This is a genomic window from Marinomonas profundi (assembly GCF_020694005.1).
Taxonomy (GTDB): domain Bacteria; phylum Pseudomonadota; class Gammaproteobacteria; order Pseudomonadales; family Marinomonadaceae; genus Marinomonas; species Marinomonas profundi.
Window position 1 is genome coordinate 1540071 of record NZ_CP073013.1, and the last position, 21993, is coordinate 1562063.

General features: G+C 48.3%; 17 protein-coding genes and 1 tRNA gene. 7 read left to right on the forward strand and 11 right to left on the reverse strand.

Going from position 1 to position 21993, the window contains the following annotated elements; genetic code table 11:
* Positions 1-8: 8 nt before the first annotated feature.
* From J8N69_RS07255 to tkt, 7 genes are all read right to left on the reverse strand, one after another.
* A complete protein-coding gene (locus tag J8N69_RS07255) occupies positions 9-2582 on the reverse strand; it encodes a nitrogen regulation protein NR(II) (RefSeq protein ID WP_168823961.1) in 2574 nt (857 codons plus the stop codon).
* Positions 2573-3670, reverse strand: coding sequence for a substrate-binding domain-containing protein (locus J8N69_RS07260; RefSeq protein ID WP_168823959.1), 1098 nt, complete (start codon positions 3668-3670; stop codon positions 2573-2575). Before J8N69_RS07260 ends, J8N69_RS07255 begins: the two co-directional genes overlap by 10 nt.
* A 182-nt stretch (positions 3671-3852) precedes the next feature.
* Positions 3853-3937: transfer RNA gene (locus J8N69_RS07265), tRNA-Leu, on the reverse strand.
* A gap of 138 nt (positions 3938-4075) precedes the next feature.
* Positions 4076-5143 (reverse strand): class II fructose-bisphosphate aldolase, encoded by a 1068-nt coding sequence (gene fba, locus J8N69_RS07270; RefSeq protein WP_168823957.1) that lies wholly within the window; start codon positions 5141-5143, stop codon positions 4076-4078.
* 220 nt (positions 5144-5363) lie between these two features.
* A complete protein-coding gene (locus J8N69_RS07275; RefSeq protein WP_168823955.1) occupies positions 5364-6527 on the reverse strand; it encodes a phosphoglycerate kinase in 1164 nt (387 codons plus the stop codon).
* 40 nt (positions 6528-6567) lie between these two features.
* Complete coding sequence (locus tag J8N69_RS07280; RefSeq protein WP_168823953.1) at positions 6568-7593, reverse strand: type I glyceraldehyde-3-phosphate dehydrogenase; 1026 nt, start codon at positions 7591-7593, stop codon at positions 6568-6570.
* A 112-nt stretch (positions 7594-7705) separates the two neighbouring features.
* Entirely contained in the window at positions 7706-9706 is a 2001-nt protein-coding gene (tkt, locus tag J8N69_RS07285; RefSeq protein WP_168823951.1) for a transketolase, read from the reverse strand.
* 364 nt (positions 9707-10070) lie between these two features.
* Between tkt and metK the strand changes: the two genes are divergently transcribed.
* The 5 genes from metK (at position 10071) to J8N69_RS07310 (ending at position 15716) form a co-directional block, all read left to right on the forward strand.
* A complete protein-coding gene (gene metK / locus J8N69_RS07290) occupies positions 10071-11234 on the forward strand; it encodes a methionine adenosyltransferase (RefSeq protein WP_168823949.1) in 1164 nt (387 codons plus the stop codon).
* Between the two features lie 118 nt (positions 11235-11352).
* Complete coding sequence (locus J8N69_RS07295; RefSeq protein ID WP_168823947.1) at positions 11353-12099, forward strand: 16S rRNA (uracil(1498)-N(3))-methyltransferase; 747 nt, start codon at positions 11353-11355, stop codon at positions 12097-12099.
* A gap of 100 nt (positions 12100-12199) precedes the next feature.
* A complete protein-coding gene (locus tag J8N69_RS07300) occupies positions 12200-13687 on the forward strand; it encodes a TolC family outer membrane protein (protein ID WP_168823945.1) in 1488 nt (495 codons plus the stop codon).
* A gap of 213 nt (positions 13688-13900) precedes the next feature.
* Positions 13901-14848 carry a glutathione synthase gene (gene gshB, locus J8N69_RS07305; protein WP_168823943.1) on the forward strand — a complete coding sequence of 316 codons (948 nt, stop codon included), beginning with the start codon at positions 13901-13903 and terminating at the stop codon, positions 14846-14848.
* Between the two features lie 7 nt (positions 14849-14855).
* Positions 14856-15716 (forward strand): energy transducer TonB, encoded by an 861-nt coding sequence (locus tag J8N69_RS07310; protein ID WP_168823941.1) that lies wholly within the window; start codon positions 14856-14858, stop codon positions 15714-15716.
* Positions 15717-15823: 107 nt separating this feature from the next.
* Here the strand turns inward: J8N69_RS07310 and rpoH are convergent, their stop codons facing one another.
* The 4 genes from rpoH to ftsY all read right to left on the reverse strand — a co-directional run bounded on the left by rpoH (position 15824) and on the right by ftsY (position 19787).
* Positions 15824-16690 carry an RNA polymerase sigma factor RpoH gene (gene rpoH, locus J8N69_RS07315; protein ID WP_168823939.1) on the reverse strand — a complete coding sequence of 289 codons (867 nt, stop codon included), beginning with the start codon at positions 16688-16690 and terminating at the stop codon, positions 15824-15826.
* Between the two features lie 129 nt (positions 16691-16819).
* Positions 16820-17827: a permease-like cell division protein FtsX gene (gene ftsX, locus J8N69_RS07320; RefSeq protein ID WP_168823938.1), complete on the reverse strand. Its 1008-nt coding sequence runs from the start codon at positions 17825-17827 to the stop codon at positions 16820-16822.
* On the reverse strand, positions 17828-18499 hold the full coding sequence (gene ftsE, locus J8N69_RS07325; protein ID WP_168823936.1) for a cell division ATP-binding protein FtsE: 672 nt from the start codon (positions 18497-18499) through the stop codon (positions 17828-17830).
* A 55-nt stretch (positions 18500-18554) separates the two neighbouring features.
* Complete coding sequence (gene ftsY / locus J8N69_RS07330; RefSeq protein ID WP_168823934.1) at positions 18555-19787, reverse strand: signal recognition particle-docking protein FtsY; 1233 nt, start codon at positions 19785-19787, stop codon at positions 18555-18557.
* 210 nt (positions 19788-19997) lie between these two features.
* On the opposite strand from ftsY, the gene J8N69_RS07335 reads away from it, so the two are divergent.
* Together J8N69_RS07335 and rsmD are read left to right on the forward strand one after the other, a co-directional pair.
* The gene (locus J8N69_RS07335; protein WP_168823932.1) at positions 19998-21389 is read left to right on the forward strand and encodes a peptidase M16 family protein; all 1392 of its coding nucleotides are present in this window, start codon (positions 19998-20000) and stop codon (positions 21387-21389) included.
* Entirely contained in the window at positions 21386-21988 is a 603-nt protein-coding gene (gene rsmD, locus J8N69_RS07340; protein WP_168823930.1) for a 16S rRNA (guanine(966)-N(2))-methyltransferase RsmD, read from the forward strand. The genes J8N69_RS07335 and rsmD overlap by 4 nt, the downstream gene beginning before the upstream one ends.
* The last annotated feature ends 5 nt before the right edge of the window (positions 21989-21993 follow it).

A 21993-nucleotide genomic window follows, 5' to 3' on the forward strand; every position in this document is an offset into this window, starting at 1 on the left:
CCTCATTTTTATGTTGTTTTCTGCACAACGTCTTGTAAAAAATATCGTATTTGATCACTAGAATAAGGCTGAGCCATCTCAAACAGTGCCACACTGTCCGGCATATCAGCCCATCTTTGTATGGCAAAAAAGCGCACCAGTGGAAACGCCTCCTGAATCGCCTCGAGTAACAAAGGCGGTGGGGGTTCCAGCAACACCACGATGGCATCAGAATGATAAGACAACACCACAGAGTCGCTGGATAAATCCGTTAACCACTGTGCAGATAGCTCGCACTTTTTCAGCTCCGTATACCAAATAGCCTTGGTTATTCGACTGCCACCGACCATGACCCAAGCGGGCCCTGACTCATTCACCTGTGTCGGCGCCATTCTTTCTAGCGCAAAGGTGTCCGCCAGAACCTTGTGCAAACTGTAATCAAAAGGGCATCCGCTTAGCGTAAATACCTGACGAATAAATGGCGTGACCGGCTCTATTCGATTGATCCAAACAACTGGCAATTGCGGTCGGTTATACTTCAACTGCAAAGCGCGAGTCATATCCATTTGCACCTGACAATCGTCGTCACCCCCTATCAGAATCGCATCAAATGTTGCCATACCTCTGGATCGCATAAAGAAGCTGTCCGCAGAGCGGTATTCTTCAACCTGCAAACCAAGCCTTAACAACATCCGCATTATTTCATCTGCATCGGGGTAATCATTGCTCACCCAAGCAACGCTCTTACCCTGAGTCAATACGTCCTGTTCAGCTTCGCTTTCTTCCATGCTGATACTCAGCTGCAAAGCATGGTTACGTAAGGTCTTTTGTCGCCCCCCAAGGTGCGTTAATAACATACTGATCATCCTGTAAAAAAGAGGTCTGGAGACCATATCGTTCATCGCCGTCAATTCCAATTCGGTGTCATTAAAACGCGCCGTCAAACGCCGTTCAGACATATCGTTTGACATCACCATCATCAACAAGGTGCGCACTAAGCCACGCAAATTACCGTCGACGGCAACGACTCGTGCGCCGACGTCAACCGAACAATCCAATAACGCGCAATGGGTTTCCGTGCCCATCGCCTCAATAACACGAACGCTTTCCTGCCAAAAAACCTCACCTAAAGGCAGATAAACCACATCCCGTTCGACACGGCGGATGTCATCCAATACCGACATAAACAACACAATCCAACCTTGCAGTTGTTTCGCGGTCACGGGCGCGGGCAAATAGGAAAGATACCTTAACTCATTTAAAATCGCGTCCGTATCCACCTTTCTCTTCATCGCGGATGACAACGGCTGTAACTGCTCCAATTGCCACTTCAGACGTGTCTCCTGAGTCGTATTACGCCCCACCAGCAACACACCACGATAAGCGCCTTCATGACGAAATGAATACGCCTGCCATTGATAGATTCGCCCTAAGCGCGCCATGGTTAACTCGAACGTCACGCCCACCTGCCCCTTGAGCGCCTCTTGAATCGATTGATGGCAAGATATCGGCATAAAATCAAACAAGGTCCGCGCCTTCTCCGCATCCGCAAATAAGCGCTTGGCTTCGTCATTAAGCAAGGCGACTTCCGCCACTTCATTCGAAAAAATAACGGCACTGTCAGTCGACGCCATCAACAAGGCGAAACGCTGATCTTTGGTTTTAATCGCCACCTCGTACTGCTGATTTTGTTGCTGTATTGCTTGTAACTCACTAAAAGGCGACAGCGTCTCTTGATGGCGATAAACAAGGGCTTCAAGAGGCTCAAATACCCGCCGCCTGACCAGCTGCTTCACACCAAAATAAAAACACAGCAACACAAAACCAAGCGCCGCAATAGCGGGGAACGTTCGCGCGAGAATGCTCGAAAATAAAACCTCTTGTTGATGGATTTCCAACTGCAAATTGGCCTGCACAGCCGACACCAAGGGTTGACGAGAAGTAAGAGTGGGCATTGATAAATCTATATCCGTGCTGCTTTCTTCCAACAAAGCATGCCCAGACGCTTCATCGTAAATTCGTACCGCGCTGATTTGCGCGCTGCCTAACAACTCACTGACCAAGGCTAAGTTGTCGTTTAACGCAATAAAGCCATACAAAAAGCCTAAGTTCTCTTGCTCTTTGGACAGCAGTTTATGCTTAAACATCAGTAAAATAGCACCGTCTTCCGTCAGGGTAGACACCCAACGATTTATTTGGCCCTGAGGCAACAAGGTTTGGAAATCAACCTGTGTAAACAACCGCGCCCTTGGGTCCATGGCGCTCGTCGCGTCATTCCATTGGATATAAAAAAAGTCTAAGCCACCAGAAAACAACACTTCGTGATGACTGAACAAGAGATCCAACTCTCGCCCTGGCGCATAGTCACTCAACACAAGGTCCTGAGCGATAAAGCGCATTTCATCCTCGGCCCGCGCCAGATAGCCATTAAACGCCTGTTCAACGGCGCGATGTTTCAAGGCTAAATGCTCTTCCGTCGCGGCTCGGGTCAACGTATCGGCAAAATAAAGCACCACCAAGGTGACCGACAGAAAAACAACGCCGACCAAAAAGAACACTTTTTCATGCAACCGATGCTGCAAACTAATGGATTCTACTGCCATAATTCCACCGAATAGTGATGCGCCTGCTGCATCATCAAGCGCAAGCTTTCTGCATCAAGCTCTGCTGGTATCAAGGCAGAGTGAGCCATAAAAAGAGTAGGCATGTTGCGACCTTCAAGGTCCAATTTGATACTTTCAGCAACCGCAATGGATAAATCGTCTTTTCGGAACAACATATTAACTTTCACTGTTTTGACCTGTAATCCGGCCACCCACTTTACCGCCCCACCCCAAGCATTCGTCTGTATTGCGGATTCACCCCGCTCATTTAACGCCGCGATCACGCCATCAGAAATACCCTGAGCACAACTGAAAATAAAATCGGCCGGCTGATCCGCCAGCAGTAGCTGGGCCGCCTCGTACGCCTGTTGCTTGTCATCAGGAACAACCAGCACTCGACTCACGTGGCGTTTGTAGCGCACCATTTCATCTAAAAACACATCACAACGAACATGACCAAGATAGCCATCCGGCAAAACCAAGGCAGAGATACGGCTAGCCGGCGGCAACTGGCGATCTAAATAACTGGCTAGCATTCTCGTGGCCTTTTGTTGATCAAAACCAATATACATTAATGGCGGATGATTGACCCAATGCGTTAACGGTGAGGCAAAATCGTACAAAATAACCTTCGTTTTTCCAGTGCGCAAAAAACGCTCTAAGAACCGGCGTTGCATCGAGCCAAACGTTGTGACCACCAGATAATCAGGCTGAGCCGCCTCTATTTTAAAATACGGCTCATAGTCTTGCTCGTCGGCTCTCTGATCTAGGTAAGTATCCAGCCGATAGTCGATGCCCAGCTCCCGCATGCGGCGTTTAAACGACACCAGCAAGGCTTTATTATCAATCGATTGAGCATCGCCAAACAGCAACAGCGCAATACGCACTGGTTTTTTTTGCGCGACTCGTAGCGGATTGGGAGGGGAATTCACTATGGTGGTAAACTGTTCAGCCAACGCCCTCAGTCTTGGAATAGACTGGTAGGCATCTTGACTGCTCATAAGATCAAGCGCCATGCTTGCCGCTTGAAGCGTAAAAGCAGAGCAGCCCAACACAAGCCATATAACAAAAGAACGAAGCATTCCCATGACTGAATCCGATAAAATAAAGCGTGATAGAAAACTGATTCTACCCAAGTTAACGAACTTTGAAGACAACAGAAACAAGAAAATACACGCAGGATGCCAAGAACGGCATAAATAACGCAAAAACGCTTGAGATAAATTTCAGACATAAAAAAAGCCGACATAAAGTCAGCTTTTTTTAAATTTGGTGCGGAAGGAGAGACTCGAACTCTCACGCCGTGAAGCACTGGAACCTAAATCCAGCGTGTCTACCAATTCCACCACTCCCGCAAGGAATGGCGAGCATTATAGGTAATTGAATTTCCCGGTCAATAGTTTTTTTGCTTTTTTATTAAAAAACCTAAAATTATTTTCCGCCTCCTATTTGCCCACCCGCGTTATTCGACGCTATTGCAGTCAAGGCGAGGTTTAAAAAACGCGACCGCCAGAATATTCACCACGCTCATAACGCACAGCCATTTCTTCTAAATCCATGGTATGAATTCGAGAAGCCTGACCCGCTGAACCAAAGGCTTCATAACGGTCAATACACACCGCCTTCATCGCTTTGATACTTTCGGTTAAATATTTACGTGGATCAAAGTTGCCTTTGTGTTCAGCCAAGCTGCGACGAATCGCGCCGGTTGCGGCCAAACGTAGATCCGTATCTATGTTAACCTTGCGCACGCCATAACGGATCGCCTTGACGATTTCATCAACTGGCACACCGTAAGTTTCTGGAATGTCACCACCAAACTTGTTAATGATTTCCAACCAGTCTTGCGGCACAGAAGACGAGCCATGCAACACAATGTGGGTATTGGGTAACAATTCTACGATTCTTGCAATACGCTCGATATCAAGAATATCGCCCGTTGGTGGACGGGTAAATTTGTACGCGCCATGGCTGGTACCAATCGCTACGGCCAGAGCATCAATGCCAGTCGCATTGACAAAATCTACTGCTTCTTGTGGGTCGGTTAGCATTTGCGCATGCGACAAGATCCCTTCTGCACCCACACCGTCTTCTTCACCAGCCTGACCGGTTTCTAGAGAACCCAGCACACCCAACTCACCTTCGACAGAAACGCCACAAGCATGGGCAAATTCCACCGTACGACGCGTCACATCAACGTTGTAATCGTAACTCGCTGGGGTTTTACCATCCGCCATCAAAGAACCGTCCATCATCACAGACGAGAAACCAAGCTGAATAGAGCGTTGGCAAATCGCAGGAGACGTACCATGATCCTGATGCATCACAACTGGAATATGCGGGTAATCTTCAATCGCTGCGGCAATCAGATGACGCAAAAAGTGAGAACCTGCGTATTTACGAGCACCCGCCGATGCTTGCATGATAACCGGCGAATTCACTTCGTGAGCGGCTTCCATGATCGCCTTAACTTGCTCCATGTTATTCACATTGAAGGCTGGCAAACCATAGCTGTGCTCTGCAGCGTGATCGAGCAGTTGACGCATACTAATTAAAGGCATAAAAGGTTTCCTCTGACAATTTTGTCTTGTTTTGTATTTATAACGCTTGGAGTTATGGTGTTAGATAACTCGCTGTATTGGTTATCATGGCTCGGTTTATCACCGAGCCATGTGGCTTACGCCTTATCATTATTGTCATATTCAGCTTACGCCAAATAGGTCACTCTCTAGTTTTATTATTTATAAAGTGCTTTAGAATGATCTTTGCCATTCTTTAATACTAATTTTGCGCGCGAGTTTCCAACATCGCAACCGCTGGCAACACTTTTCCTTCAACAAATTCCAAAAACGCGCCACCGCCCGTTGAAATATAAGACACTTTATCAGCAATATCGTACTTATCAACCGCCGCTAACGTGTCACCGCCACCCGCAATGGAGAATCCGTTGCTATTGGCAATCGCCAACGCTAGGGCTTTGGTTCCACCACCAAACTGGTCAAATTCAAACACGCCGACGGGGCCATTCCAGATAATGGTCTGAGACTCTTCCAGCAAGGCCGCAAACGCCAGCGCCGCTTTTGGCCCGATGTCCAAAATCATATCGTCTGGGCCCACGTCGGCCGCATTTTTCACCGTTGCCACCGCATCAGGAGCAAACGCCGTCGCCACCACCACATCTTCAGGCAATGGAATGCTGGTTTTTGCCATTAAAGCTTTTGCCTGAGGGATTAAGTCTTCTTCATACAGCGACTTCCCAACCGGAAATCCAGCAGCTGCCAAGAAAGTATTGGCAATACCGCCACCAACAATCAATTGATCGACTTTATCAGACAAGGATTCCAACACTGTCAACTTGGTCGATACTTTTGACCCACCGACAATGGCGGCCATTGGGCGAGCAGGTTTTGCCAAGGCTTTCTCTAATGCTTCAAGCTCGGCAGACAACAAGGGGCCAGCGCAAGCAATAGGAGCAAATTTCGCCACGCCGTGAGTAGACGCTTGTGCACGGTGTGCGGTGCCAAAGGCGTCCATTACAAACACATCACATAAAGCCGCCATTTTTTTAGACAAGGCTTCGTCATCTTTATTCTCGCCTAGGTTAAAACGCACGTTTTCAACCAAAACAAGCTGACCGGCTTCAACATCAACGCCATCCAACCAGTCTTTTGCTAACGGTACATTTTGCCCTAGTAAACCAGCAAGGTGTGTCGCAACCGGCTGCAGCGAATACTCTTCTTCGTACAGACCTTCTGTTGGACGCCCAAGGTGAGACATCACCATGACTTTCGCGCCAGCAGCCAACGCCAACTGAATCGTTGGCAACGCCGCTCGAATACGTGCATCACTGGTAACTTTGCCATTTCTTACTGGCACGTTTAGGTCTTCACGAATTAACACGCGCTTATTCGTCAGGTCGATATCTTTCATCTTAATTACGGTCATGTACGATGTCCTCATTATGTAACGTTCCGCTGGATCAAACCTAATTGGCGGGTTTGATCACAGCAGACCAATATTTGGCCACGTCTAACATACGGTTAGCGTAGCCCCATTCATTATCAAACCAACACAGCAACTTCACCATACGCTGATCTATGACTTGGGTTTGCGTGCTGTCGATAATCACCGAACGTGGATCATGATTAAAATCCACCGACGCATGGGCTTCTTTGGTAAAGCCCATTAACCCTGCGTATTGTGAGTTTGCTGCGTGTTCTAACTGTTGATTGATTTGCTCGACGGTCACGTCTCGCTCGGTGCGCAAGACTAAATCAATCACCGAGACGTTTAAGGTCGGCACGCGCACTGCGTTACAGCCCATTTTACCTTCCAATTCTGGCATCATGCGCGTGATGCCGCGCGCCAATCCGGTATCCACCGGAATAATGGAACTCAAAGCGGCGCGCGTCAAACGCAAGTCTTTGGTGTGATAGCCGTCAATCACCGGCTGATCATTCATCGCCGAGTGAATCGTCTGGGTCATGCCATGCACCACACCAGAAAATTGCTTCACAATATCCAAAACCGGAATCAAGCAATTCGTCGTACAAGATGCCGCCGAAACGATACGATGATCCGCTTGAATATCATGGTGATTAAAACCATACACAATGGTTGCATCCACATCGGCGGCCGCAGGCTGGGAAAGCAACATTCTGGGTACACCGGCGTTCAAATAGGCTTGCGCGCCTTCGCGTGCAGAAAAGCTGCCAGAACACTCCAGCACCATGTCTAACTCAAGAGACGACCAGTCGAGCTCGTCGGGAGACGCACAAGAAAAACACAGAATCGCATCATCGCCGATAAGCAATGCATTGCCTTGGGTCAAAACTGGCTGGGGAAAGCGGCCATGCGTCGTGTCATAGCGCGTCAGATAACTGATTGTCTCAATATCAGACAATTCATTAATAGCAACCACTTGAATGTGATCGCGGTAGCCGTTCTCATACAGCGCTCGCAATACCGAGCGTCCGATACGACCATAACCATTGATAGCGACTCGCAACATAGTCCTACTACTTCATCGCAAAGAAAGTGACCAGAAAACCATCACCCTCCGCCTTAATAAAAGGAAAAAGAGACGCACAAACGCACGCCTCTTTTCTTAGCAAGCAAGCACCTTACGCGGCGAGAATTTTCTCCGCCGTCGCAACCACATTGTCTACCGTAAAGCCGAAATGTTTCAGCAAATCGCCACCAGGCGCAGATTCGCCAAAGGTCGTCATGCCAACCATTGCGCCGTCAAAACCCACGTACTTGTACCAGTAATCCGCGTGAGCCGCTTCGATAGCGACACGCTTAGTCACACTGCTTGGCAACACAGACGCTTTATAAGCCGCATCCTGTGCATCAAACACGCTGGTAGATGGCATGGAAACAACGCGTACTTTCTTGCCTTTCGCGGTTAAAGCTTGAGCCGAGTCCATTGCCAGACCCACTTCAGAACCGGTTGCGATCAGGATAAGATCAGGCGTACCCGCACAATCCTGTAACACATAACCGCCTTTTGCCACGTTCGCTAATTGCTCAGCATCACGGGCTTGCGCTGGCAAACCTTGACGGGAGAAAACCAACGACGTTGGACCGTCACGGCGTTCAATACCGGCTTTCCAAGCCACCGCTGTTTCCGCCGCATCACATGGACGCCATACCGACATGTTGGGTGTCATGCGCAAGTTAGCAAGTTGCTCTACTGGCTGGTGAGTCGGGCCGTCTTCGCCTTGACCAATCGAATCGTGGGTGTAAACAAACAGGTTTTGAATGCCCATCAACGCCGACATACGCACCGCATTGCGGGCATATTCCATGAACATCATAAAGGTCGCACCGTAGTTGATAAAACCACCATGCAAAGACGCACCGTTCATAATGCCGCTCATACCAAATTCACGAACGCCGTAGTAAATGTAATTACCCGCTGGATCGTCTTGAATGCCTTTCGAGCCAGACCATAACGTCAAGTTAGAACCGGCAAGATCGGCCGAACCGCCAAGCAATTCTGGCAACATAGCACCAAAGAAACCAATCGCATTTTGTGACGCTTTACGGCTGGCAATGCTTTCGCCCTTGTCTTGGCTTTGCTGAATAAAAGCTTGTGCTTTGGTTTCAAAATCCGCTGGCAATTCACCTTTTATCACACGACGCTCAAACTCGGCTGCCAATTCTGGGTAAGCCGCTTTATAGGCTTCAAACTGAGCATTCCACTGAGTTTCACGGGCCGCGCCGGCTTCTTTTGCATCCCAGCCAGAATAAACCTCCGCAGGCACTTCAAACGGTGCGTGTGGCCAACCCAAGAATTCACGAGCGGCGGCGATTTCTGCATCACCAAGAGGCGCGCCGTGGCAATCGTGGCTGCCAGATTTGTTTGGCGAACCAAAACCGATAATCGTCTTGCAGCAAATTAGCGTCGGTTTAGTGGTTTCGGCTTTTGCCGCTGCAATGGCCGCTTTGATCGCTTCTGGATCATGTCCATCTACGTCAGCGATAACATGCCAGCCGTAAGCTTCAAAACGTTGTGGCGTGTTGTCTGTAAACCAGCCTTCAACATGACCATCGATAGAAATACCATTGTCATCCCAAAACGCCACCAATTTACCCAGACCTAACGTTCCCGCTAAAGAGGACGCTTCGTGAGAAATACCTTCCATCAAGCAGCCATCGCCAAGGAAGCAATAGGTGTTGTGATCCACAACAGTGTGGCCTTCACGGTTAAATTGCGCCGCAAGTGTTTTCTCAGCAATCGCCATACCGACGGCATTACTGATACCCGCGCCCAATGGGCCTGTGGTGGTTTCTACGCCATCGGTGTAACCGTATTCTGGGTGACCTGGGGTTTTAGAATGAAGCTGGCGGAATTGTTTCAACTCTTCGATTGGCAACTTGTAACCGGACAAATGCAATAAAGAATAAATCAGCATAGAACCATGGCCGTTTGACAACACAAAGCGGTCACGATCTACCCATTTTGAATTATTAGGGTTGTGCTTTAAAAAATCATTCCATAGCACTTCAGCGATATCCGCCATGCCCATTGGCGCACCTGGATGGCCTGAATTGGCTTTTTGTACGGCATCCATACTCAATGCGCGTATGGCGTTAGCAAGTTGTTTCCGAGACGACATGGTTCCACTCCTGATAGCTTAACGAATGATAGAAGCAACATTCTCTATGGGATGGTGCCACCATGCAATGCTAGCACCATCGAGACGCCCGAAGATTGGGCAAAGAAAATGAAACAACATAGAAATATTCGCTATCCTAACAAAAAAACCGCGCTTTGCCTCATTAAAATCCATTGTTCGGGTTGATATTTAAACAGCGCTAGTTCATTATTCACGCCATTAAAGCGTCGATTTGTCTCGGCTTGCGGGCGCTATATAAACTCAGCTAAACAGATACGCAAGAACCTGTTTAGCTTTTATTGGCGCTAAACAGGTTTTTTTATGCCTGTTTAGCCACTAACCCAGCTAAAGAGGAAGACTCAACATGTCAGAATATTCTTTATTTACCTCAGAATCCGTTTCTGAAGGTCACCCAGATAAAATCGCCGACCAAGTGTCCGACGCCATCCTAGACGCCATTTTGGCCGAAGACCCAGAAGCCCGTGTTGCCTGCGAAACCCTAGTGAAAACTGGCATGGTATTGGTGGCGGGTGAAGTACGCACCAACGCTTGGGTTGATATCGAAGAAATCGCCCGTGGCGTGATTCGTGAAATTGGCTACAACAGCTCCGACATGGGGTTTGACTGGGAATCTTGCGCGGTAATGAACGCCATCGGCAAACAATCTGCCGACATCGCAGTAGGCGTGGATGAAGCCGGTGAGCACGAGCAAGGCGCTGGTGACCAAGGTTTGATGTTTGGCTTTGCGACTAACGAAACTGACGTTTTGATGCCTGCGCCTATCACTTACGCACACCGTTTGGTTCAACGCCAAGCAGAAGTACGTAAAAACGGCACACTAGACTTCTTGCGCCCAGATGCCAAAAGCCAAGTGACTTTCCGCTACGACGAAAACGGTAAGCCCTGCGCAATCGACGCGGTGGTGCTTTCTACGCAACACAGCGCGTCGGTCAAACAAGCCGATCTTCGTGAAGCAGTCATGGAAGAGATCATCAAGCCGGTTCTTCCAGCGGAATGGTTATCGAAAGAGACAAAATACTTCATCAACCCAACCGGCCAATTTATCATTGGCGGTCCGGTTGGTGATTGTGGTTTAACGGGTCGTAAAATCATCGTTGATACCTACGGCGGCATGGCTCGTCATGGTGGCGGCGCTTTCTCTGGTAAAGATCCATCCAAAGTTGACCGTTCTGCCGCCTACGCAGGTCGCTATGTGGCGAAAAACATTGTCGCGGCCGGTCTAGCGGACAAGTGTGAGATTCAAATCTCTTACGCCATCGGTGTCGCCGAACCAACCTCGATCAGCATCAACACGTTTGGCACGGGCAAAGTCAGCGATGCAGTGATTACACAGCTCGTTCGTGAGCACTTTGAATTACGCCCAGCCGGCCTAATCAAGATGCTGGATCTAAAACGCCCAATCTACCTACCAACGGCGGCTTACGGCCACTTTGGTCGTGAAGGCGAGAACTTTACTTGGGAAAGAACCGACAAAGCCGACGCATTGCGCAAAGCCGCGGGTTTATAATTTTCTGATTTTCCGTTATAAAGCCTTCTTCTGCCTGACTCTTTTATTAGATAACATGTGCAGAGGAAGGCTTTTTTTATGGCTATCTTTTTATCTATTCGAAAACATAAGGCAACGCATGCGTATTCCACGAATTTTTATCGACACCGAACTCAACGAGAATACCAGCCTTGCCTTACCGGATTCGGCGTTTCAACATCTTTGCAAAGTACTACGTCTAAAGTCTGACCACCCGATTCGCGTTTTTAACGGTAAAGCCTTTAATGGCCGAGGCGGTCAATTTAACGCCACACTGTGCGATGTCGAAAAACGTTCCGCCAATATCAAGGTGGCAGAGTTTGAAGCGCTCGACAATGAATCCCCCATCCAAGTCACCATAGGGCAAACCTTGTCCCGTGGCGAACGCATGGATTACGCTATTCAAAAATCGGTCGAAGCGGGAGCCTTTGCCATTCAGCCACTGTTTAGTGAACGCTGTGAAGTCAAATTGCAAGATAGCCGCGCTGAAAAACGTCAACAGCATTGGCAACAGGTTGCCATTAGTGCCGCCGAACAGTGCGGTCGAGGCATGGTTCCCATTGTCCATCCTCCGCTAGCATTAAGCGAATGGGTGACGAATTGTAACGAAATGTTAAAACTCACCTTACATCACCACAGCGCAAAACCGATTCGTCAGTTTCAACAACCGACCAACAACCGTATTGCTTTGTTGATTGGGCCGGAAGGCGGCCTCACTGAAAAAGAGGTTCAACTGTCTGAAAAGTCAGGCTTTAATGCCATTACATTAGGACCGAGAGTACTACGAACAGAAACCGCGCCAATTGTCGCACTCAGTGTGATCAATACACTGTGGGGAGACATTTAATAAAGGCCAAGCCCAAAAAGAGTAAACAGAATCACTACATATCCAGACTATAAATGGCTTTATCATTGGCGTAGAACATCATAAAAGGACAGAGAATCACATGTTTTACCGAACTATTTTAACTTGCCTGATTTATCTAGGGACAGTATTTCTACCCGCTATCGCACACGCTATCACGCTCGAAGAAGCCACCTACATTGCCATCGAAAACAGCCCAACGGTTAGACAAGCCATTGCTGAGTATCGAGAATCAAAAGAAAATGCCGATATTGCCCGTCGCTCTGGTTATTACCCAAGTGCCGACCTATCCGCTGGAATAGGCCACGAAACCACCTATGCCGATAACATCACCCCAGACGACGTGGAGCTTACTCGGCGGGAACTGACACTGTCGCTGAATCAACCGATTTTCGACGCTTCCACCCAAAATGAAGTAGAACGGCTAAACAGCGAAACCGAAGCCAACCGTTGGAAAGCCTTAATTTCGGTTGAAAATACCGCGCTAGACGTCGCTCAAGTGTTTGCCAATGTGCTGCGTTTTAGAGAACTGGTCAGCTTGGCACAGCTCAACTTGGAAACCCATGAGCGTATTTATGGGCAAATCAAATTGAAAACCGATTCGGGCATAGGCCGTCAATCCGATTTAAGCCAAATCACCGCTCGCCTCTCGAAAGCTCATGCCAATCATTTAGCCGCGGTGAATAATCTAAGAGATGCCGACAGTAATTATCATAATATTGTCGGCGAACTCCCCCCTCAAGACCTGATCTACCCAGTGCCAGATAAAGCCCTGCTGCCGCAAGACTTAGACTCCGCCATCCGTGAATCACTAAAACAAAACCCCGCCATAGAAGGCGCGTATTGGGATGTCGCCGCGACTGAAAGTGCGCGAAAATTGGCCGATGCAAGCAAATACCCGACCGTAAATTTCGCCTTAGAACGCACATGGAACAATAATATAGGCGGCGATAAAGGCCCAAGTGAAAGTCTATTAGCCATGGTGCGTCTGAACTACAACTTGTACAGCGGCGGCACCCAAAAGCGCCGAAAAGAAGTCGCTGTACAGCAAGGCGTTCAGGCCAGTGAAATTCGTCGCAAGACCATCCGAGACACCGAACTCACAGTACGATTAGCCTGGGCCGCGTTTGAAGCCACCACAGGGCAAAAAGAGCATATTCGCCAATACGTTATTGCCACCAAAGAATCGCAAGTCGCCTATGAAAAACAGTTTCGCCTCGGTCGTCGAACATTGCTGGATGTATTGGACAGCGAAAACGAACTATTTCAAGCACGCCAAGATTACGTTAACGCCGACTATGACGAGCTCTTTTCAGAATTTCGCTTATTTAATGCCAAAGGGGAGCTCATGCGTGCGTTTCGCATTTATCGCCCACAAGTGCTCGGCTTTAATGATAAATTTGATGAAAAACCACTACCGCCAACCGTCACCCCAAGCGCGATGGACGAGCTAAACGAGGCAGAAAAAGCCTCTCAAAAAGCCTTCCAGCCCACCTCTCCCGCCGCGGATGAAAACACACTGGAAAGTGAACTGTTTTTAGACGCAGGTGAGAATTCAGAAGGCTGGTAGTAAAAGCAACCTGGCGACACAGAAAAAGTAGCCAGGTTGCTTAGCGATTGCCCATCGATTCACCTAAGTTTCCTGCGCTCTTTTGGTAAGCGTTGTCACAATCTGCACAATCAATCACATAATAGCGGTGTTTTTTCTTCTCAGCGCCCCCATATTTCTATAGCATCACTATCCATCAATCGATCTAACGGCTTTTGTTTTAGGAACTGTCATATGACCATCAAACTCGGCATTGTTATGGACCCAATTGCATCCATAAACTACAAAAAAGACACGTCTCTCGCCATGTTATGGGCCGCGGCCGAAAAAGGCTGGCAACTTATTTATATGGAACAAAAAGACTTATTTTTAGACCATGGCAAAGCCTATGCCATGGCGCGACCATTAACCGTCTATAAAGATCCTGCCCACTTTTACGACCTTGGCGAAGAAAGCAAAATGGCCATGGGCGATATGGACGTGATCTTAATGCGAAAAGATCCGCCATTTGACAGCGAATTTGTCTACAGCACCATGATTTTAGAGCAAGCAGAGCGAGACGGCGCACTGGTCGTCAATGATCCAAAAAGCTTACGAGACTGCAACGAAAAACTCTTCGCCACTCAGTTTCCACAATGCTGTCCACCGGTTTTGGTAACCAGACGTGCAGACTTACTCAAAAGCTTTCACAAAGAGCATGGCGACGTCATTTTCAAGCCACTAGACGGCATGGGCGGCAGTTCTATTTTCCGCATTAAACCAGACGATTCAAACATCAGTGTGATTATTGAAACCCTCACCAACATGGGTGGCGAGCAAATCATGGCGCAAAAGTTTATCCCCGAGATCAAAGACGGTGACAAGCGCATCTTGGTGGTAAATGGCGAGCCTGTACCTTTTGCTCTGGCGCGCATTCCTGCATCAGGCGAAACCCGCGGCAACTTAGCCGCTGGCGGACGTGGAGAAGGTCGACCTTTAACCGATCGCGATCGCTGGATCTGTGAGCAAATTATCCCGTCACTAAAAGAAAAGGGCTTAATGTTTGTTGGCTTAGACGTAATCGGCGACTATCTCACTGAAATCAACGTCACCAGCCCAACTTGCGTTCGTGAACTAGACACTCAGTTTGATCTAAACATTGCCATGATGTTGATAGAAGCCATAGAAAAACGTCTTCAGTAATAGCAACATGCGAGTAATCGATAAATTCTCTATCGCGCTTTTCATCGCCATTAGCCTTCACGTGCTAATGGTGATGGTCATCGGTTTCGATTTTGAACTGCCAAACCCTAAGCCTAAAACGCTTGAGGTCACCCTAGTACAACATACTTCAAACGCTCCTGCCGAGGCTGACTTTATTGCTCAAGCCAATCAGCAGGCCAGCGGTACTGAAGTTCGTAAACAAAAACTCACCACCACAGAAAATGCACAATTTTTAGCGGACACCATTCAGGAAATATCACCACCGGTTCAACCCCAACTGGCGTCTGCAGAACCCATTGATGAACCAAGCTTGCTCGCCACACAAAATCAAGAAGCAGCATTTGAGATAGTAAATGAAACAGAAACCCAGCCTAAAACACTAGAAGAACGGTTTCGCGGTGAAACTCAGATACCGAGCCATCTGTCGAATGACATAGCAACATTAGAAGCGCTGCTCGATCAGCAACGCCAATCTTACGCCAAACGACCAAGAATTCGCCGCCTCACCTCCGTCTCAGCCAAAGCCGCGGTAGACGCCCAATATCTCGACGATTGGCGCCGCCGGATTGAACGCATTGGCAACATTCACTACCCAGAAGAGGCGAAACGCAACCAGCTCTATGGCGAACTGCGTTTGGCGGTTATCTTGCTGCCCAATGGTTATGTCGACGACATCGAAGTATTACAGTCTTCTGGCATTAGAGTATTAGATGACGCCGCCATGCGCATTGTGCGTCTAGCCGAGCCGTTTCAGGTGTTTCCAAGCGAACTCAAAAAAGACGTGGATAAGCTGGAAATTATTCGCACATGGCGATTTGTGCCAGGCAATCAGCTACAAAGCCAATAAACAGTAAACACTAGACGTAAAAAATAATAGCCATAAAAAAGCCCTCATATAAAGAGGGCTATTGGTATTTGCTTGTTAAGCTCTTGCTTCTTTCTTAAGCACCAGGATCAGTCAAACTGACCATCGCCCATCGCAAGACGAATCTTCTTCATTGCGTTCTTTTCAAGCTGACGAATACGCTCCGCTGAAACGCCATATTCATCGGCCAAATCATGCAAGGTCGACTTGGCATCAGACAACCAGCGCTGCACTAGAATATTACGGCTACGCTCGTCAAGGTCCGCCATAGCAACCTCAAGGCGCTGATTGGAATCTTCTTCCCAATTACCGTTTTCCAGTAGCATGGCTGGGTCAGAGCGATGATCCTCTAAATACTGCGAGGGCGCTTGAAACGCGCTGTCATCATCGTCATCAGCCGACGCATCGAACGCCATATCAGAAGAACTCAAACGCCCTTCCATTTGACGCACCACTTCAGGCGTTACCCCTAAATCACTCGCCACCGATTCTACTTCTGAGTTGCTGAACCAAGACAAAGATTTTTTCGCACTGCGCAAATTAAAAAACATTTTACGCTGTGCTTTGGTGGTGGCCACTTTCACAATGCGCCAGTTTTTCAGAATAAATTCATGGATCTCGGCCTTGATCCAATGCACCGCAAAAGAAACAAGACGTACACCCACTTCTGGGTTGAAACGTTTAACGGCTTTCATCAAACCAACGTTGCCTTCTTGAATCAAATCGCCTTGCGCTAAACCATAGCCAGAATAACTTTTCGCAATATGCACAACAAATCTCAGATGCGACATAACCAAGGTCCGCGCCGCCTCAAGATCTTCTTGATAATAAAGACGCTCGGCCAATGTTTTTTCTTCATCCGCTGTCAAAATCGGAATTCTACCAATAGCTTGCATATAGGATTCTAGGCTCTGACCTGGAATCATCATGTCTGTAGGCTGAAGAGCTTTACTCATCTCTATTTCCACCTTTCTAATTGTTCATACTGTATACAGCAAAATATACCAAGTAAATTTCACCTGTGTGTGACATAAATGTGAATAAACCATGGCGATTCTCTTTGTACTGATTTTCGCCTTTCTTTGTCACTGCAATTCGATGTCTGTTATGTGCCGATTGACGGCAATCCACGCACCAACAACCCCTACGAATGCGCTAATAGTTAAACACAAAACAATTTCGTCTGCATTAAAAGTCTGCAATTGAAAGCCGCTTTGATAGAGCTCAATCAATCGTTCCGCTGGTGCACTCACCCACCAGCTAAGCAAGAGAATACAAAGGCTGGCAAAAAAACCACCCAGCACGCCAAACCAAAATCCCATGTACAAAAACGGTCGGCGGATGTACGCATCTGTGGCGCCAACTAACTTCATTACCAAAACTTCCGAACGCCGACTTTCAACCGCCATGCGAATGGTATTGCCCACAATGAGAAATACCGCCACCACCAGCAAAACCGACAAAGCATAGACAAATCGCTGCCCAAAACTCAGTATATTGGCAAGGCGCTGTAACCATTGTGCATCCAATTCTGCATATTCGACTTCTTTTTGCGCTGCAAGCTGGTCCCGTAGCGCTTGCAAGCTAGACAAGGTAGTAATATCAACCACCTGTTTTGGAATCACTTGCAACACAATGGGCAAAGGGTTTTCTGGCAACGCCGACATAATCTGTTCGTAACCGCTCGAGCGCTCAAAGTAGCGCAGACCTTCTTCCTTAGAAATATACTCAACCGACGCCACCTCCGCTTGTGCAGAAAGACGATGCGACAAGGCAAGCGCTTGCGTGTCTTCTAGATTCGGAAAGAGGTACAAGGTAATCACCGACTGTTGTTCCCATTGATCCGTCACGGACTGCACGTTTTTCAACAAAACATACAAACCACCCGGCAAAGACAAGGCTATCGCGATCACCATCACTGTCATAATGCTGGCCAATGGATAACCCAACAGTCGCATAAAACTTTCAGTTAATGTCGCTTGATGCTGACGCAAATACTGGCTAAGGCTAAAAGAGGTTCGCGTCGGCCAATTATGTTTGGTCGCTTTAATCGATTCTCTGGTCGCGCCTCGTTGATTCGGCTTCTGTGCCATTTAGCCAAATCCTCCATCATTGACCATTCGACCTTGATTTAAGGTCAACACACGGTGGCGCATACGGGCCACCAGCGCCAAATCATGACTGGCCACCAAAACGGTCACCCCAACCTGATTGAACTCTTGAAATAAAGTCATGATTTCAGCGGACAACTTAGGATCTAGATTCCCCGTTGGCTCATCGGCCAACAACAATTGCGGTTTATTCACCACCGCTCGAGCAATGCCGACCCGCTGTTGCTCACCGCCAGATAACGCCATGGGGTTGTATTTTTCTTTGTCCAACAAGCCCACTTTATCCAACGCGGCTCGCACTCGTTTGGCGATCTGCTGAGGGTCAGCTCCGCTCACCTGTAAGGGCAAGGCAACATTATGGAAAACGCTTCGATCTAACAACAGCTGATGGTTTTGAAACACCACGCCGACTCGACGTCGATGATGAGGAATCGCTCGACGACTCAAGGTGCGCAAGTCCACCCCATCGACCAAAATTTGCCCCGAGGTTTGGCGCTCAATCATCATCATGAGTTTCATCAAAGTACTTTTACCGGCACCAGAGTGTCCGGTAAGAAAGGCCATTTCACCTTGGCGCAAATGAAAACTCACCTGCGACAAGGCTTCTTGTCCGCTTTCGTACTTTTTACCCACTCGTTGAAATTCGATTTCCACGCTAATCCAGCATCCTTAGTTCAGAAGAAAGAAAGTAGGAAGAACCCATGGTCGCTTATTCGCTATCAAATAAGGCATCCACAAACTCTTCCGCAACAAAGGGGCGCAAATCATCGGCTTGCTCACCCACACCAATATAACGTATTGGCAAACCGAACTGTTTCGCGATGGCGAAAATAATACCGCCTTTTGCGGTGCCATCCAGTTTGGTGAGCGTAATGCCACTCACCCCAACCGCTTCGGAAAACAGCTTAGCCTGACTGATCGCATTTTGGCCAGTGCCCGCATCCAACACCAACATCACTTCATGGGGCGCGTTTTCATCCAGCTTTTTCATCACCCGCACAACTTTCGATAACTCATTCATCAAGTTGGCTTTGTTTTGTAGACGACCCGCTGTGTCCGCAATCACGATGTCGATGCCTTTCGCCTTGGCAGACTCAATGGCATCGTAAATGACCGACGCCGAATCCGCGCCAGTATGCTGCGCGACCACAGGAACATTATTGCGTTCGCCCCAGACTTGCAGCTGCTCAACGGCCGCCGCACGGAAGGTGTCACCCGCCGCCAACATAACACTTTTGCCTTCAGCCTGATATTTTTTCGCCAGCTTACCAATGGTGGTGGTCTTACCGACGCCATTCACGCCCACCATCAAGATCACAAAAGGGCCGTCTTGGCTAACAAGATCAAGCGCTTGCTGAGATTGGCTAAGAATACGGCCCATGTCGGCTTTTAGATGCGTTAACAGCGCCGTCGAGTCGCTTAGTTCTTTGCGGTTTAATTTGTCGGTTAATCCACTGATCAAGGTTTGCGTCGCATCAATGCCTACATCCGCCATCAATAACTGCGTTTCCAGTGCTTCCAGTAAATTATCGTCGACCTTTTTATGCCCTCCGATCACCGCCGACAGTCCGCTACCCAAACCGTTACGTGTCCGCGACAAACCCGACTTAATACGCTCGGACCAAGACAGAGCCGGCAAAGGCGAGCTAGCGTGGTCAACCACTGGATCTTGAGACTCGACGTCCACCGCCAGATTCACCTCATCGGCAGAAGACGTGTCTGGCACGGTGCTGTCGCTTGCCGCAGATTCGGGTGACGTTTCATTCGCCGCCGCATCTTTTTGTTTGGCGATGGCAATGTCTGCGTTCATTTTATTGACAAAACGACGGCGAATAACAAACGCAATGACCGCTAACAAGGTGCCGATAACAATAGGGACATAACGCGCATATTCACCAAGATACGGTGTAAAAAAAGCTACAATTTGATTAACAACTTCCATTAAATCGGTCTCTTAATTTTGACTGATGCGGTGCGCAACAGTGAAATGCTATGATTGGATACAGTGTCACTCAGGCAGAAACCTCTTCATTGGCACAATTCGTATCAAACAAAGGTTTCATAGACACGTATAAGTGATTATTTTACCATCATTCTGGCTCGCAAACAGGCTTAGTTTTCATCAAACACCTACCTCTTTTTAAGGTAAATTATGTCCGACAGTAGCAAACCTCTCTTTAGTCGCCCCGTTTTAGCGGCCATCATGCTGTTCGCTACGCTGGCTATTTGGCTACTGAATTTAACCGCCAGCAGCACACTGCCCACTCCCACCATTGAAACCTGGACCACCACGTCTGGCATCCCTGTCGTCTGGTTAAAACAAGCACAATGGCAAGGCAGTGATAAGCTCGAAGTGCGCTTTGCCTTCCGCTCCGCCAATCGTAACTATGACCATAACAAGGGCAACGACCATAACAAGGGCAACGACCATAGCAAGGTCAATGACAACAACAGTGAACTCGCTCAAGCGACGCTGGCCATGTTAATGAGCGACTCGCTGCCGCTAAGCACCGCGTCGATTAACCAGAGATTAGCGCCTTTGGCGGCCCGCGTAAGCAGTTATTATGACCACGAAAGGCAAGTCATCGGCGTAACCTTAAGCAATGAACCGAGCTATTTAGAGCCAACTTTATCGTTAATCACGCACTGGCTAAAAGCCCCCGACTTTAAGCCCCGCTCCTTTGACAGCTGGCAACGTCAGCAAAAATCCGCCCCGCCAATACGACACGAACTTGAACAAATATTGTTTTTAGACACTACTAAGCGACAAAACGCCGCCAACACCCAGCGTGTTTCGCTTGAACAAATATCAGACTATTACCAAGGTTTAAAAACATCTGCTGCCGGAATTTTTATTGCCGGAGACCTATCCACAGAGGCAAAACAGCGCATTCAAAACGCCATGAACACCATCAGCCAAGATTACCAGCGCGCTAATGCCGGCTCAGCCGATAGGATCCGCGATGCAGCGCTTAGCACCACCATTCAGCAAAATGAGGGCGATCTTTGGCAAACCCGTAGCGCCATCGCGCTACAACCCATCACCTCAGTAACAGAATGGGCGAGTTTGCAAATCTGGGGTACAGACCTAGTAACCAACCTCAATCAGCAACCACATATCGATTTTGTTGAACTGAACCTTACCCTATCGCCACAGCATCCATGGGCAGGGTGGAATATCCAATATGGCGATAATACGGCAACCACCCTGACAAATGACCGCACAGATAACGACCATTCGCTTGGTTTTCGTAACGCAAAAAGCTTCGTGTTTGTAGAGCAAGTGCCCTCCGTCAACGATGCAACGATCTTTCAAACACAGCTGGACAACCTCAAACAGAAACTTGAACAGCAGGTTTTATCGCCCACTTGGTGGAGCAACATCGCCGCCCAAGTGACCAATGAAAATGGCCCATTAACACTGGAAGCGTTCGCCAACAGCTATCAACAAGCGATTGACGACCTCACCCTAGAAGACTACCAAAGCGCCTTAAAAAAACTATTAAAATCATCATCTTATCAAGAGATCCAGGTCTATCAATGAAAAAAAACACACCCAATAGCCCATTAAACAAAAGCAAAGCGAAAGTGTCAAAACTGCGCATCATCGCCGGTGAATGGCGCTCGCGTCAGCTGCCCATTCCCAATGTTGAAGGCTTACGCCCTACGCCAGACAAAGTACGCGAGACCTTATTTAACTGGATCAACGCGCATATTCCGGGCGCCATTTGCGGCGACTTATTTTGTGGCTCAGGCGCCTTAGGGCTGGAAGCGCTTTCTCGTGGCGCAAAGCACCTCACCTTTGTGGATAATTCACGGGTGGTGTCACAACAAATGAACGCCAACCTAGCCACATTAAATGCCACAGACAAAGCCAATGTCATTGCACAAAACGCCGCCGTTTTTCTAGACACAGCCACGCCACAGGCACTGGATATTGTGTTTTTAGACCCACCGTTTCGCAAAGGCTGGCTCGGCCAAATTATTCCCTTATTAGAAAAAGGCTGGCTCGCGCAACGCGCGCTGGTGTACATAGAAATGGAAAAAGAAGCGGAACTACCGGCTCTGCCAAGCCATTGGTCTTTGATAAAAGAGAAAAACGCCGGACAATTAGTCTATCGACTGTTCGAAATCAACCAATAATCAGC

Coding starts and splice junctions, on each gene's coding strand:
- metK (WP_168823949.1), top strand. CDS start 10,071: ATGTCAGAATATTCTTTATTTACCTCAGAATCCGTTTCTGAAGGTCAC.
- J8N69_RS07295 (WP_168823947.1), top strand. CDS start 11,353: ATGCGTATTCCACGAATTTTTATCGACACCGAACTCAACGAGAATACC.
- tkt (WP_168823951.1), bottom strand. CDS start 9,706: ATGTCGTCTCGGAAACAACTTGCTAACGCCATACGCGCATTGAGTATG.
- J8N69_RS07275 (WP_168823955.1), bottom strand. CDS start 6,527: ATGACCGTAATTAAGATGAAAGATATCGACCTGACGAATAAGCGCGTG.
- ftsY (WP_168823934.1), bottom strand. CDS start 19,787: ATGGAAGTTGTTAATCAAATTGTAGCTTTTTTTACACCGTATCTTGGT.
- J8N69_RS07335 (WP_168823932.1), top strand. CDS start 19,998: ATGTCCGACAGTAGCAAACCTCTCTTTAGTCGCCCCGTTTTAGCGGCC.
- J8N69_RS07255 (WP_168823961.1), bottom strand. CDS start 2,582: ATGGCAGTAGAATCCATTAGTTTGCAGCATCGGTTGCATGAAAAAGTG.
- rpoH (WP_168823939.1), bottom strand. CDS start 16,690: ATGAGTAAAGCTCTTCAGCCTACAGACATGATGATTCCAGGTCAGAGC.
- rsmD (WP_168823930.1), top strand. CDS start 21,386: ATGAAAAAAAACACACCCAATAGCCCATTAAACAAAAGCAAAGCGAAA.
- gshB (WP_168823943.1), top strand. CDS start 13,901: ATGACCATCAAACTCGGCATTGTTATGGACCCAATTGCATCCATAAAC.
- J8N69_RS07260 (WP_168823959.1), bottom strand. CDS start 3,670: ATGGGAATGCTTCGTTCTTTTGTTATATGGCTTGTGTTGGGCTGCTCT.
- ftsX (WP_168823938.1), bottom strand. CDS start 17,827: ATGGCACAGAAGCCGAATCAACGAGGCGCGACCAGAGAATCGATTAAA.
- J8N69_RS07280 (WP_168823953.1), bottom strand. CDS start 7,593: ATGTTGCGAGTCGCTATCAATGGTTATGGTCGTATCGGACGCTCGGTA.
- fba (WP_168823957.1), bottom strand. CDS start 5,143: ATGCCTTTAATTAGTATGCGTCAACTGCTCGATCACGCTGCAGAGCAC.
- J8N69_RS07310 (WP_168823941.1), top strand. CDS start 14,856: ATGCGAGTAATCGATAAATTCTCTATCGCGCTTTTCATCGCCATTAGC.
- J8N69_RS07300 (WP_168823945.1), top strand. CDS start 12,200: ATGTTTTACCGAACTATTTTAACTTGCCTGATTTATCTAGGGACAGTA.